Genomic DNA, 12884 nt, shown 5'->3' with positions numbered 1-12884 from the left:
GTAAAAATTTATGAGCGAATGATGCTATCAGAGACGCAGCCGACCACCACGACTGCGTGCAGTATTGAGGCCGTGCGGTATCAGGCTGGAGCGGGTATGCGCATGACACAACGCGATCGCCAGCGCATCCGATGCATCTATCTGGGGCTTGGCGGTCAGTTTGAGCAAATGCATGACCATCATCATCACCTGATCCTTGTTCGCGCCACCCGTGCCTGCCACCGCCTGCTTGACCTGAGTCGCGGTGTACTCAGCGATCTCCAACCCCTCCTCGGCACCGGCCACGATGGCTGCGCCCCTGGCCTGGCCCAGCTTGAGCGCCGAATCGGCGTTTCGCGCCATGAACACCTTTTCGATCCCCATGGTCATCGGGCCATACGTCTGAATGACCTCGCGCACGCCGCGATAGACGATCTGCAGGCGCTCATGCAGCAGCCCGCTGCCCGTGCGGATGCAGCCGGAGGCCACGTATTCGCAGCCACGCCCGGTATCACGCACCACACCGTAACCGGTGATTCGCGAACCGGGGTCGATACCTAAAATAAGAGTCATAACGCCTGCAGCTTGAGAGGTGACGCGCACATTTGAACGCAGCATAAAGGCAGAAGCCGGAGGCCGATAGCGATGATCGAATCAGCGCTTCGTGCCTCCGGCCTCAGGTCCAGACAATAGTGACGGTCAGCCAAGCTGCTCCATCACGTCATCCGGGATTTCAGCGTTGGAATAGACGTTCTGCACGTCGTCCAGGTCTTCAAGCATGTCGATCAGTTTAAGGACCTTCTCCGCCATCTCCAGATCCAGAACGGCGCTGGTGGTCGGTTGCATCACGATTTCAGCGTCAGCGGCCTTGAAGCCCGCCGCCTCCAGCGCATTGCGCACGGCATAGAATCCGGCGAACGAGGTGAAGACATCGATGGAGCCGTCCTCGTGCGTCACGACGTCGTCCGCATCAGCCTCCATCGCCGCTTCCATCAGCGCGTCTTCGTCAACGCCTGGCGCGAACGAGATCTGACCCTTGCGCTCGAACAGATAGGAAACAGAACCGTCGGTGCCGAGGTTGCCGCCACATTTGCTGAACGCATGCCGAACTGCGGCCGCCGTACGGTTGCGGTTGTCAGTCATGGTTTCGACCATCACCGCCACACCACCAGGGCCGTAGCCCTCGTAACCCAGCTCGACCATGTCGTCGGCATCGGCGGCGCCGGCACCGCGGGCAATGGCGCGATCAATGATGTCGCGGCTCATGTTCGCGCCGAGCGCCTTGTCCTGAGCCAGACGCAAACGCGGGTTCGACGCCGGATCGCCACCACCTTGCCGGGCGGCAACCGTCAGCTCACGAATCCACTTGGTGAAGATCTTGCCTTTCTTGGCATCCTGACGCTCTTTGCGGTGCTTGATGTTCGCCCACTTGGAATGACCAGCCATAACACGCTCCAAACCTTGAAACTCGCACGCTCTCTCGTCGAACCCGACAGAGAACGCTTCACTCGAATAAGTGCCTTTTTAGGGCCTGGGTGTGAAAGCGGGCCATCACTGGCCCGCTCTACCCGGTGTTACTCAGCCTTCGGCGTTTCGCGCAGGCGGATATGCAGCTCGCGCAATGCCTTGGCATCGACCGCGCCTGGCGCCTGAGTCATCACGTCGGCCGCGCTCTGGGTTTTCGGGAACGCGATGACTTCGCGGATCGACTGAGCGCCCGTCATCAGCATGACCAGACGATCCAGACCGAACGCGAGACCGCCATGCGGTGGCGCACCGTACTTGAGGGCGTCGAGCAGGAAGCCGAACTTCTCCTGCTGTTCGTCTTCGGCGATGCCCAGCAGACGGAACACCGCCTGTTGCATTTCCTTGCGATGGATACGAATCGAACCACCGCCCAGTTCAGTACCGTTCAGCACCATGTCGTAAGCGCGAGACAGAGCCGTGGCCGGGTTGGCTTCCAGTTCTTCAGGCGTGCACTTGGGCGCGGTGAACGGGTGGTGCAGCGCGGTGAAGCTGCCGTCGTCGTTCTCTTCGAACATCGGGAAGTCGACGACCCACATCGGCGCCCATTCGCAGGTCAGCAGATTGAAGTCGTGACCCAGCTTGATACGCAGCGCGCCCAAAGCCTCGCTGACGATCTTGAATTTGTCGGCACCGAAGAAAACGATGTCGCCATCCACGGCACCGACGCGATCCAGAATCACGTTCAGATTGGCTTCCGGGATGTTCTTGACGATCGGCGATTGCAGACCTTCGACACCCTTGGCGCGCTCGTTGACCTTGATGTAGGCCAGGCCCTTGGCGCCGTAGATGCCGACGAATTTGGTGTAATCGTCGATCTTGCTGCGCGGCATGCTCGCGCCGCCAGGCACCCGCAGGGCAGTCACGCGGCATTTCGGATCGTTGGCAGGACCGCTGAAGACCTTGAACTCGACGTCTTTCAGCTGATCCGCGACGTCTACCAGTTCCAGCGGGTTGCGCAGGTCTGGCTTGTCGGAACCGTAGCGGCGCATGGCTTCTTCGAAGGTCATGTGCGGGAAGTCACCGAATTCCAGATCCAGCACTTCCTTGAAGAGCTTGCGAATCATGCTCTCGGTAATGCCCATGATGTCGGCTTCGTTGAGGAAGCTGGTCTCGATGTCGATCTGGGTGAATTCCGGTTGACGGTCGGCACGCAAGTCTTCGTCACGGAAGCACTTGGCGATCTGGTAGTAACGGTCGAAACCGGCCACCATCAGCAGTTGCTTGAACAATTGCGGCGACTGCGGCAGGGCAAAGAAGCTGCCGGCGTGAGTACGGCTTGGCACCAGGTAGTCGCGAGCGCCCTCAGGCGTTGCGCGAGTCAGGATCGGCGTCTCCACGTCCAGGAAGCCGTTGCCGTCCAGGAAGCCACGGATGCTGGAAGTGATCCGCGAGCGCAGACGCAGCTTCTCTGCCATTTCCGGGCGACGCAGGTCGATGAAGCGATAACGCAGGCGGGTTTCTTCGCCGACGTCGGAATATTCGTTCAGCGGGAACGGAGGCGTTTCAGACTCGTTCAGCACTTCCAGCTCGTAACCCAGCACTTCGATCGCGCCGGAAGCCATGTTCGGGTTGACGGCACCGGCCGGACGGGCACGGACCTTGCCGGTCAGCTTGACGACGTATTCACTGCGAACACGGTCAGCGATGGCGAATGTATCCGCGCGATCAGGATCGAACACCACCTGCGCCAGCCCTTCACGATCGCGGATATCGAGGAAAATCACTCCCCCGTGGTCGCGACGGCGGTGGACCCATCCGCAAAGGGTAATTTCCTGACCTTCCAGGCTCTCGTTCAGTTGGCCGCAATAATGGCTGCGCATCATGATCGTGTGTTCACTTCTCGTAATTCGGAATTCGGTGGAGCTCTCGCCCGTCGCCAGTGCGCAATGGTGCAGGAGCCTTGGCATGCAGTTCAACCCGACGGTCAGTCCCTGCCTTCCAGAGTAAGGCGGGGGATTATATAGGGTTAATCAAGGCTGTGCAGCCGCGCAGGCCGATACTGATCAAGAAGTTGCCCGGCATGAGGCTGTCTCACCGCCGGGCCTACCGCGAAACCGGGCTCGCCTTGGCGAACCCGTGGAATATGGGGTCGTGCCGGATTCAGATCGGCGAGAGCCGAAAGCCCTCGGCATTGAGCAGATGCGCTACGCACACCACACGAATCAGGCCGCTGAAGTTTTTGACGCCGCCGTAACGCAAATGGACTTCACGGTCGATGAAGGACAGGACCGCATTGATCGAACAGTTATTGAACCTCGCGATTTCCGACAGGATGTCCCAATACACCTCTTCCAGCCGCAGGCAGGTGGCCAGCCCGTTCAGCCTCACCGAACGCGAATGCGGCTGAGCCAGATCCATGTTGAAAGTTTCTATGAAAGGATCGCCCCGAACGTTCAAACATCGGTTCGACTCCCGGGGATCCTGCGCAATATTTTCACTCATTTAGTTGCCCTCGAATGCAGTGGTAGACAGCGTGTTGGAAACATCTGAAATCAAATCAACACGATGCCTATCAAGCCGTATTCCTCGGGGCTTAGCCAGCAGAAGCAACACCTGAAACACGTAGGACATCACCACAGTTTGATGGTGATTTTCGACACTTAAAATACGGGTAATTCCTGAAACTTAAGATGGTATTAAATATATATTTTTAACAAATTAAATGCGCAGAAAATCCGGCAACCAGGTGATGCCCGGCCACTCATATTCAACAGAATAAACGTTTCATTTTGTCGGTCAGCCAAGGGGCTTGGTCGAGCGGGTACGCAACTGCAGGAAGGGAGGCATCGATGGAATGCAGGCAGGCGACCGAAGCCGCCTGCCTGACGGGTATTACTGGTTTTCGAGCATCGCGCGCAGCATCCAAGCGGTTTTCTCGTGAACCTGCATGCGCTGGGTCAGCAAGTCCGCGGTCGGCTCGTCACTGACTTTATCCAGCAGAGGGAAAATACTGCGAGCGGTACGGGTGACGGCTTCCTGACCTTGAACCAGAGAACGGATCATGTCTTCGGCAGCCGGCACGCCCTCTTCTTCCTTGATCGAAGAAAGGCGCGCGTAGGTCGAATAGGTGCCGGGCGCCGGAAAGCCCAGCGCGCGAATGCGCTCGGCAATCAGATCGACCGCCAGCGCCAACTCGTTGTACTGCTCTTCGAACATCAGGTGCAAAGTGCGAAACATCGGCCCCGTGACGTTCCAGTGAAAGTTATGGGTTTTCAGATACAGCACATACGTATCTGCCAGCAGGCGGGAAAGACCGTCCACGATGGACTTGCGATCTTCTTCGCTGATGCCGATATCGATTGCCATGCTTAGTCCTCTTTATATGATGGTATTTGCCAAACAACTGCCGACCACTCTACCAAGACGCACAGGACTGCGCAGCCATCCATCCATATAACCCGCTGTCAATGTTGCCCACTGCTGGCATTCGGCACGGGTGAACGGCGGCAGACCATTGGGAATCTGCTCGATCCGCGCCTCGACGGCTCTGGAACACGGGTCGAGCTGGAAACCGCCAGGTATGGACAAATAGCCACCATCTAACGCTGACGCTTGCGCTAAGCGCTTGATTTGAGTAGCTCTCGGCTTTGCTGTTAAATACAGATGTGTCGCAGCTGGACCTTATCTCGGGACAACTGTGCATAGGCTGGACCGACGCTCGTGCATCACGCCTCCCTTTTTTCAGAAGCGTACCGAAAATCACCAGCTATTTCCTTGCGATCCATCTTAATGTGAGTCATCAAAATGTTGAAAATAGTCCATCTGCTAACGGGCGCAGCTGCCCTGCTGCTGTCATTCATCCCTAGCCTGCGTAGTGAAGCGCTGTCTTCTTACCTGTCCCAACCGGATGCGCTGTACCTGGCGTTTTTCGGCCTCATCAACCTGGTGCTTGCGCCAGTGATCCCGTACTGGAACAAAGGTCCGCGTCATCAACTGCAAAATCTGGTCAGCGCCTTGCTCGTCCTGGCCGTGGTGCTTCAAATCCTTACGTTGCTCGTCCCTCTGGAAACGATCGCTGGACAACCGGCCGTTCTGGTCAGCCTGTTGGCCGTAGTGGTCGCAGTTGCCGTGCATCTGGCCGTGAGCTTTTACAGGTCATCGCCTTCACCTGCGCCGCAGTCGCACGACCTGGGCAATCGCGACACAGGTACGGTGAAGTGGTTTAACACCTCCAAAGGCTTCGGCTTTATTTCTCGTGACTCCGGGGACGATATTTTCGTGCACTTTCGAGCGATTCGCGGTGAAGGCCACCGCGTCCTGGTCGAAGGCCAGCGCGTTGAGTTCTCCGTGATGAATCGCGACAAAGGCCTGCAGGCCGAAGACGTGATTGCTGCATTGCCGCGCCGCTGATCGCGACGTCACAAAAAAAACCGCGCTCAAGGGCGCGGTTTTTTTTTGCTTCAAGCCCACATTAATAATGAGGGGGAGGCGCTTCTTCCTCGAATGCCTCGAACTGCCCGCCCATTTCTTCCTGACGCTTGATGAGGGCCGCCATTTGCAGTTGCAGACGCTCCATGCTGCGCTGTTGCGCGATGAGTACATCGTTGAGCGCCTGAATGGTGTCGTCCTGAAACGCAAGACGACTCTCCAGCTCCATCACACGGTCTTCAAGGTTCATGGCTGCTCCTGAGCAAATACGAATTCGCTCGTCAACACGGGTTTCAACCTGGACATGATGTCGGCCACCTCGCCTGCAGAATAAGGCGAGGCCGCCATTTTACCCCAGACAGGTGCAGGCCAGGCAGGATCCCCAACGTGGCGGACAATGACATGCATGTGCAGTTGTTTGACCACATTACCCAATGCGGCAACATTCATCTTATCTGCACTAAATAGCTCGCTAAGTATTTGCGCCAGCTGCGAGGTCTCTTTCCAGAGTTGAGCCTGTTCCGATTCGGAGAGCTCGAAGACTTCACTTATATCCGCACGCCTGGGCACCAGGATGAACCACGGATAGTTCGAGTCATTCGACAGCAATAACCGACACAGCGGGAAATCGCCCACCGGCAAAGTGTCTTGCATCAAGCGCGGATCTAGTACGAACACGCCATTACTCCTGTTCAATGATGAGCTCGGCGGCGCACGCGGAGCGTCGAAATAAACCGTCAATTGCCAGCAGGATACTCGGGAAACCCGAGGGATTCATCTTGGGTATTGTGCAATCGGGACATTTTGCACGGAAGGTGTTGATTCACGGTCATCGCCACGGAATTCGCGGGACGCACCGGTAACGTACGTTTTTGTACTGAGCGCACTGAGATGACGCAGCAAGGAATGGCGACCGCTGGAGAGCTCAATCGCCCGGAATACCGCTGTAATGCTCGATTTAGAAGGGTTCACCCATTATCGGAAATGAAGAGTGCTGACTTTTCGGTCAAGAGTCTCGTTGGCGAAGGCACGTCCGTACCAATTTCAGGCGATTTGTCGGCCCCATGCACCAAAACGACTCACTCTTGACGCGACAGACCATAGAGTTATCCGGGAATTACCCACTCGCTGTCGGTAACAGGTAACGTCAGTGACATTTTTCTCCTCTACCCTCAGCGAAACGTAACGGAAAAGCTTTTTTTTTCACATTTTTTTATCCATCAAAATCAGCGGTTTAGCCCAAACACTCAAAGTCATTGCACGGGTTTGAGGATTTTTTTTCAGGAGACCGGAACTTTGTGCACGGTTGTTGCTTTGTCACGGACAGGAACAGAAATGCCGGGTCATCGAGACCGGCTTTCTGGTCAAGCAAAAATGGCGAGCATGCTTCTGGGGGCGTTCGGAATGGCTTGACCTCGATCACTGCGGACAGGGATCAGGCCTCTGAAAAGTACTGCGGTAGTTGTACGTCTTTAAATATGGAGCTGTTCAGTAGCGACATGGACAGAGCTGATTTGCGACATGGCCGTAAAGAAATTGAAAGGATAGGTTCGTAACTATCGCCAATAATGTCAGCGTGCTATAAGTTTCGCCGACACCAAAAAGAAAGAGCCGTTCAGATAAAAAAACAGGTGGACGGCGGTACTCTTCTTAAAACCAAAGGAGCAAAGTCACGATGAGAGTGATGAAGTGGAGCGCAATCGCCCTGGCAGTTACTGCGGCCAGTACCCAATTGGCATCGGCTGCGGCATTCGTAAGCGATCAGTCCGAAGCAACTGGTTTTGTAGAAGGCAGCAAGCTGGACGTCAAAGCTCGCAACTACTATTTCAACCGTGACCGTAAAAACGGTGGCGTTGATTCCAAAGACTGGACTCAAGGTTTCTGGGGCAACTACAGCTCCGGTTACACCCAGGGCCTGATCGGCGTAGGTATTGACGCGTTTGGTTATGCAGGCTTCAAGCTTGACGGTGAAAACCACCACTCCGGTTCTGGCAACCTGGTCACTGACAGTGACGGCAAGAACGAAGACAGCTTCGGCAAAGCCGGCGCTGCAGTTAAGTTCCGCGTTTCGAAAACCGAGCTGAAAATCGGCGACATGCAGCCGCAGAACCCGGTCTTCGCAGTGGGCGGCTCCCGTTTGCTGCCACAAACTGCTACCGGCGTGACTTTGCAGAGCAGCGAGATCAAAGGTCTGGATGTCGAAGCAGGTCGCTTCACTTCCGGCACCAGCCAGGACGATACCAACCGCAGCGGCGACATTTGGGCGACCTACGCAGGTGTGACATCCAAGTCTTCCACCTACGGCGGCGGTAAGTACTCGATCACCGACAATCTGGGCGTCGGCTTCTACTACAACAAACTGGAAGACGTCTGGAACCAGTACTACGGCAACGTGAACTACGCACTGCCGTTGTCCGATGACCAGTCTCTGGCCTTCGACTTCAACTACTACAACACCCAGGACACTGGCAGCAAGAAAGCAGGCGACATCAGCAACAACGCCTACTCCCTGTCTGCAGCGTACTCGTTCCTGGCCGCTCACACCCTGACACTGGCTTTCCAGAAAGTTAACGGTGATACACCGTTCGACTACATCGGTATCGGCGACAACAACCGTGGTGGCGACTCGATCTTCCTGGCGAACTCGATTCAATACTCCGACTTTAACGCCCCGGGTGAAAAATCCTGGCAAGCTCGCTATGACCTGAACATGGCAACATACGGTGTCCCAGGCCTGAGCTTCATGGCACGTTACATCAGCGGTTCTGACATCGACGGTACCCACACTCCGTCCAACAGTACCTACACCGGCCTTTACGGTGCAGATGGCAGCCACCACGAAACTAACATTGAAGCCAAATACGTTGTTCAGACTGGCCCGGCTAAAGACCTGTCGTTCCGGATCCGTCAAGCATTCCACCGTGCCAACACGGACGAGGGCGAAGGCGATGTAAACGAGTTCCGTCTGATCGTCGACTACCCGATTTCGGTCCTGTAATCGCGCTTTCTGACACTCGCTACAGAAAAAGCCCGGCCTTGTGCCGGGCTTTTTCGTATACGGAACATCAGGTATCCGACCGCCCACGACGCCCTCCCGCCCTGTACTCGACCGTATCACCACCGTACAATGCCAGGTCATTTCCCAGTCACAGCAACCGACAACGGCCGACCATGCGTACCAGTCAATATTTGCTCGCCACACAGAAAGAAACGCCATCCGACGCGGTCGTGATCAGCCACCAGCTGATGCTTCGCGCCGGCATGATTCGCAAACTCGCTTCCGGCCTTTATACCTGGCTGCCCATGGGCCTGCGTGTACTGCGCAAGGTCGAGGCCGTCGTTCGCGAAGAAATGGACGCTGCTGGCGCACTGGAAGTATTGATGCCCGGCATTCAGCCGGCAGAACTGTGGCAGGAATCCGGCCGCTGGGAACAGTACGGCCCTGAACTGCTGCGCCTCAAGGACCGCCACGATCGCGACTTCTGCGCGGGCCCGACTCACGAAGAAGTGATCACCGATCTGGCGCGTAACGAGCTCAACAGCTACAAACAGCTGCCAATCAACATGTACCAGATCCAGACCAAATTCCGTGACGAGATCCGTCCACGCTTTGGCCTGATGCGCGGTCGCGAATTCATCATGAAGGACGCCTACTCTTTCCATGCCACCCAGGATTCCCTGCAGGAAACCTACGACCGCATGCATCAGGCGTACTGCAACGTCTTCACCCGCCTGGGTCTGAACTTCCGCCCTGTGGTTGCGGACAACGGCTCGATCGGTGGCGCCGGTTCTCACGAATTCCACGTACTGGCCGAATCGGGCGAAGACGATATCGTATTCAGCGACACCTCTGACTACGCCGCCAACATCGAGAAGGCAGAAGCGATTCCACGGGAAACCAGCCGCCCTGCCCCAACCGAGGAGCTGCGCCTGGTCGATACCCCGGATGCAAAAACCATCGCTGCGCTGGTCGAGCAATTCGGTCTGGCCATCGAAAAGACTGTCAAGACGCTGGTCGTCCACGCTGCGGAAGAAGGCAAGCTGATTGCGCTGATCATTCGCGGGGACCACGAGCTCAACGAAATCAAGGCCTCCAACCATCCACTGGTTGCCAACCCGCTGGTCATGGCTTCGGAGTCCGAACTGCGCGAAGCGATTGGCGCCGGTGCCGGTTCGCTCGGCCCGCTGAACCTGCCGCTGCCTTGCATCATCGATCGCTCGGTCGAGCTGATGAGCGACTTCGGGATAGGCGCGAACATCGACGACAAGCACTACTTCGGCGTGAACTGGGAGCGTGACCTGCCCGTGCCGGAAGTGGCAGATCTGCGCAATGTCGTCGAGGGCGATCCAAGCCCTGACGGCCAAGGCACGCTGATCATCAAGCGCGGTATCGAAGTCGGCCACATCTTCCAGCTGGGCACCAAATACAGCGACGCGATGAAATGCCAGGTACTGGGCGAGAACGGCAAGCCGGTCACCCTGGCCATGGGCTGCTACGGCATTGGCGTTTCGCGCGTGGTGGCGGCGGCCATCGAGCAGAACAATGACGAGAACGGCATCATCTGGAGCGACGCACTTGCGCCTTTCCAGATTGCGCTGGTTCCTCTGCGTTACGAAACCGATGCTGTTCGCGAAGCCACCGACAAGCTGTATGCGGAACTGACCGCTGCCGGTTTCGAGGTATTGCTTGATGACCGCGACAAGAAAACCAGTCCGGGCATCAAGTTCGCGGACATGGAACTGATCGGCATTCCACATCGCATCGTTGTCAGTGACCGCGGTCTGGCCGAGGGCAATCTCGAGTACAAGAGCCGCACCGAACCGCAAGCCCAGGCGCTGCCAGTGGCCGATGTGTTGTCCTTCATCAAGGGCCGCATCAACCGCTGAGTCGATGGCGCGTCCGCGTTGATGCGGGCGCGCATTGCGACCTGTTTTGTCCAGGCAAGTACCCCTTACCTGCAGCAAGAGATCTCATGTTCAAGCGAAAATCCTCAAGCCTGACGGGCGCCGTTCTGTCCGCGAGCCTGTTCGTCAGCGGTTGCGCCAACCACCTGTCTCAACGCAGTGAGCATGAAGAGCGCGTCGAGCGCAAATTGCTCGACCACAGCTTTCAGGTCGACATCGGCGAGCCCAAGACACTTGAACTGCCGCAGCGTCGCATACGCATTCATGAACTCAAGACCTTCGACGTCACCGAGTTCGAAGTCACCCGCCATTACGATCGCTACACGCCGTATCAGCCGTGGCGCGAAATCTACGAAATCCCGCTGGGCGCAATCGCAATCGTCGCCGGCGTCGGGGCAAACGTCGTGAACGTGGTCACGTTTGGCAGCCTTCCCGACAGCGTGACCAAAGACTGGCTCAGCTATGGCGTAGCCGGCATCAACCCGTTCATGAACGCCCCTTCGCACGGACGTGCGCAGCAGAACCTGGCGAGCATCGATGAAGTCCAGCTCGATCATCGGGTCGAGCATTCGAGCCTGCCATGGAGTGAAGCGCCGGTGGAAATCACGGCCGGAAAGGACATCAGCGAGCTGGATACCGATCGCAACGGCGTGTTGCGCATCAACCTGCTGGACAGCCCCTTCGCCGAGCAGAACCTGAGCCACGTCACCCAACTGACGTTCAAAGTGCAGGACGATCAGAGCAACGTGCAGGCGACAGCCAGCCTGCCGTTGAGCAAATCCCTGCGCGGCAAGCTGATCGAGGCCCATGATCTGATTTATGACGATCTGGAAGACGATGAAGTGAGCCAGTGGGTACACCGGATCAAGCGCCTCTCCGAGCTGGGGCTGGAGGAACAGGCCAGCGATCTGGAGCAGTCACTGATCGAGATGACACGCAACGATCCGCAACTGCAGCACGAATTCCTCAGGTCTCTGGCTAAGGATGCTGGCCGCCTGGTGGCAGTTCCCGTCGGCAGTGAATGAGCGTCTAGCTGAATAACTCCAACTGCTCATGGGCGCCGCGCAGATCATGCAGGCGCACCCCGATCCCCAGCAGGCGCACCGGTTTTGCGCCCCGAGCAAAGGCCTGGGTCAGCAGTTGCTCGTAGCTGTCCAGATCGCGTCCCGCGCCGGCCTGCTCCAGCGTCGTCTGGGTGAAGTCATGAAACTTCACTTTCACGAACGGCTTGCCAGGTCGATAAAGCGTGTCGATGCGCGCGATGCGTCCGTTCAGGTTCTCGAGCAAGGCGGGTAACTCCAAGAGGCAACTGGCCAGATCAGGCAGATCCGTGTCGAACGTGTTCTCGACGCTGACCGACTGCCGGCGACTGTCATTCTGCACAGGGCGCTCGTCCACGCCGTGCGCCAGATTCCACAGCCGCTCGCCGAACGAGCCGAACTCCCTCACCAACGCCAACTTGCTCCAGTCACGCAGGTCCGTGCAGTTGACGATTCCCAGCCGTGCCAGCTTATCGGCAGTGACCTTGCCGACCCCGTGCAGCTTGGACACGGGTAACTGCGCGACGAACGCTTCGACCTGATCCGGAGTGATGACGAACAGACCATTGGGCTTTTTCCAGTCACTGGCGATCTTGGCGAGAAACTTGTTGGGCGCGACGCCTGCTGAGACCGTGATGTGAAGCTGGCTGGAAACCCGCCGGCGGATGTCCTGAGCGATGCGCGTGGCGCTGCCGGAAAAATGTTCGCTGGCAGACACGTCCAGATACGCCTCATCCAGCGACAACGGCTCGATCAGGTCGGTGTAGTCGCGGAAGATGGTGTGAATTTCCTTCGACGCTTCTTTATAGGCGTCCATGCGAGGCTTGACGATGGTCAGGTCCGGACACAGGGAAATGGCGTGCCGCGACGACATCGCCGAACGCACACCATACGCCCGCGCCTCATAGTTGCAGGTCGCAATCACCCCTCGCCGGTCAGCTGAACCGCCCACCGCCAAGGGTTTGCCTGCAAGGTTCGGGTCGTCGCGCATTTCTATGGCTGCATAAAAGCAGTCACAGTCGATGTGGATGATTTTGCGCTGCGGCATGACGTCGATCGTAGGAA

At 57.4% G+C, this 12884-nt stretch carries 12 protein-coding genes and 1 pseudogene; 5 read left to right on the top strand and 8 right to left on the bottom strand.

The features are described from left to right. Positions 1–27: 27 nt before the first annotated feature. From ruvC to BMZ10_RS14680, 5 genes are all read right to left on the bottom strand, one after another. Positions 28–552, bottom strand: a complete 525-nt coding sequence (gene ruvC, locus BMZ10_RS14700) for a crossover junction endodeoxyribonuclease RuvC (RefSeq protein WP_093463486.1) — start codon at positions 550–552, stop codon at positions 28–30. A gap of 126 nt (positions 553–678) precedes the next feature. Continuing rightward, on the bottom strand, positions 679–1425 hold the full coding sequence (locus BMZ10_RS14695) for a YebC/PmpR family DNA-binding transcriptional regulator (protein WP_093463483.1): 747 nt from the start codon (positions 1423–1425) through the stop codon (positions 679–681). A gap of 128 nt (positions 1426–1553) precedes the next feature. Then, complete coding sequence (gene aspS, locus BMZ10_RS14690) at positions 1554–3329, bottom strand: aspartate--tRNA ligase (RefSeq protein WP_093463480.1); 1776 nt, start codon at positions 3327–3329, stop codon at positions 1554–1556. Positions 3330–3606: 277 nt separating this feature from the next. After that, positions 3607–3948, bottom strand: a complete 342-nt coding sequence (locus tag BMZ10_RS14685) for a ribbon-helix-helix domain-containing protein (RefSeq protein WP_093463478.1) — start codon at positions 3946–3948, stop codon at positions 3607–3609. Between the two features lie 390 nt (positions 3949–4338). Beyond that, positions 4339–4812 carry a Dps family protein gene (locus BMZ10_RS14680; protein ID WP_093463475.1) on the bottom strand — a complete coding sequence of 158 codons (474 nt, stop codon included), beginning with the start codon at positions 4810–4812 and terminating at the stop codon, positions 4339–4341. Positions 4813–5250: 438 nt separating this feature from the next. Here BMZ10_RS14680 and BMZ10_RS28315 point away from each other — a divergent pair. Next, positions 5251–5526: pseudogene (locus BMZ10_RS28315) on the top strand (cold shock domain-containing protein membrane protein); the annotation flags it as partial. Positions 5527–5634: 108 nt separating this feature from the next. Then, a complete protein-coding gene (locus BMZ10_RS28310; protein WP_004667445.1) occupies positions 5635–5856 on the top strand; it encodes a cold shock domain-containing protein in 222 nt (73 codons plus the stop codon). Positions 5857–5917: 61 nt separating this feature from the next. On the opposite strand, the gene BMZ10_RS14670 is transcribed toward BMZ10_RS28310, so the two are convergent. Beyond that, positions 5918–6124 (bottom strand): SlyX family protein, encoded by a 207-nt coding sequence (locus BMZ10_RS14670; RefSeq protein ID WP_093463471.1) that lies wholly within the window; start codon positions 6122–6124, stop codon positions 5918–5920. Further along, on the bottom strand, positions 6121–6552 hold the full coding sequence (locus BMZ10_RS14665) for an HIT domain-containing protein (protein WP_093463469.1): 432 nt from the start codon (positions 6550–6552) through the stop codon (positions 6121–6123). Before BMZ10_RS14665 ends, BMZ10_RS14670 begins: the two co-directional genes overlap by 4 nt. 997 nt (positions 6553–7549) lie before the next feature. On the opposite strand from BMZ10_RS14665, the gene BMZ10_RS14660 reads away from it, so the two are divergent. The 3 genes from BMZ10_RS14660 to BMZ10_RS14650 all read left to right on the top strand — a co-directional run bounded on the left by BMZ10_RS14660 (position 7550) and on the right by BMZ10_RS14650 (position 11804). After that, positions 7550–8872, top strand: coding sequence for an OprD family porin (locus BMZ10_RS14660; protein ID WP_093463466.1), 1323 nt, complete (start codon positions 7550–7552; stop codon positions 8870–8872). 173 nt (positions 8873–9045) lie between these two features. Then, positions 9046–10761: a proline--tRNA ligase gene (locus BMZ10_RS14655; protein WP_093463464.1), complete on the top strand. Its 1716-nt coding sequence runs from the start codon at positions 9046–9048 to the stop codon at positions 10759–10761. A gap of 86 nt (positions 10762–10847) precedes the next feature. Next, complete coding sequence (locus tag BMZ10_RS14650; RefSeq protein WP_093463461.1) at positions 10848–11804, top strand: hypothetical protein; 957 nt, start codon at positions 10848–10850, stop codon at positions 11802–11804. A 4-nt stretch (positions 11805–11808) separates the two neighbouring features. Here BMZ10_RS14650 and dinB read toward each other — a convergent pair whose 3' ends face one another. Beyond that, positions 11809–12867: a DNA polymerase IV gene (dinB, locus tag BMZ10_RS14645; RefSeq protein ID WP_093463458.1), complete on the bottom strand. Its 1059-nt coding sequence runs from the start codon at positions 12865–12867 to the stop codon at positions 11809–11811. Between the last annotated feature and the right edge of the window lie 17 nt (positions 12868–12884).

Source organism: Pseudomonas sp. NFR16 (assembly GCF_900108875.1).
In the GTDB taxonomy this organism is placed as follows: domain Bacteria; phylum Pseudomonadota; class Gammaproteobacteria; order Pseudomonadales; family Pseudomonadaceae; genus Aquipseudomonas.
The sequence above is the reverse complement of the archived record's forward strand: the minus strand, read 5'-3'. Positions and strand labels throughout refer to the sequence as shown.

Bases quoted from the DNA above. Each gene is read 5' to 3' on its own strand.
- BMZ10_RS14670 (WP_093463471.1), bottom strand. From the start codon at position 6,124: ATGAACCTTGAAGACCGTGTGATGGAGCTGGAGAGTCGTCTTGCGTTT.
- BMZ10_RS14650 (WP_093463461.1), top strand. From the start codon at position 10,848: ATGTTCAAGCGAAAATCCTCAAGCCTGACGGGCGCCGTTCTGTCCGCG.
- ruvC (WP_093463486.1), bottom strand. From the start codon at position 552: ATGACTCTTATTTTAGGTATCGACCCCGGTTCGCGAATCACCGGTTAC.
- BMZ10_RS14660 (WP_093463466.1), top strand. From the start codon at position 7,550: ATGAGAGTGATGAAGTGGAGCGCAATCGCCCTGGCAGTTACTGCGGCC.
- BMZ10_RS14685 (WP_093463478.1), bottom strand. From the start codon at position 3,948: ATGAGTGAAAATATTGCGCAGGATCCCCGGGAGTCGAACCGATGTTTG.
- BMZ10_RS14695 (WP_093463483.1), bottom strand. From the start codon at position 1,425: ATGGCTGGTCATTCCAAGTGGGCGAACATCAAGCACCGCAAAGAGCGT.
- BMZ10_RS14680 (WP_093463475.1), bottom strand. From the start codon at position 4,812: ATGGCAATCGATATCGGCATCAGCGAAGAAGATCGCAAGTCCATCGTG.
- aspS (WP_093463480.1), bottom strand. From the start codon at position 3,329: ATGATGCGCAGCCATTATTGCGGCCAACTGAACGAGAGCCTGGAAGGT.
- BMZ10_RS14655 (WP_093463464.1), top strand. From the start codon at position 9,046: ATGCGTACCAGTCAATATTTGCTCGCCACACAGAAAGAAACGCCATCC.
- dinB (WP_093463458.1), bottom strand. From the start codon at position 12,867: ATGCCGCAGCGCAAAATCATCCACATCGACTGTGACTGCTTTTATGCA.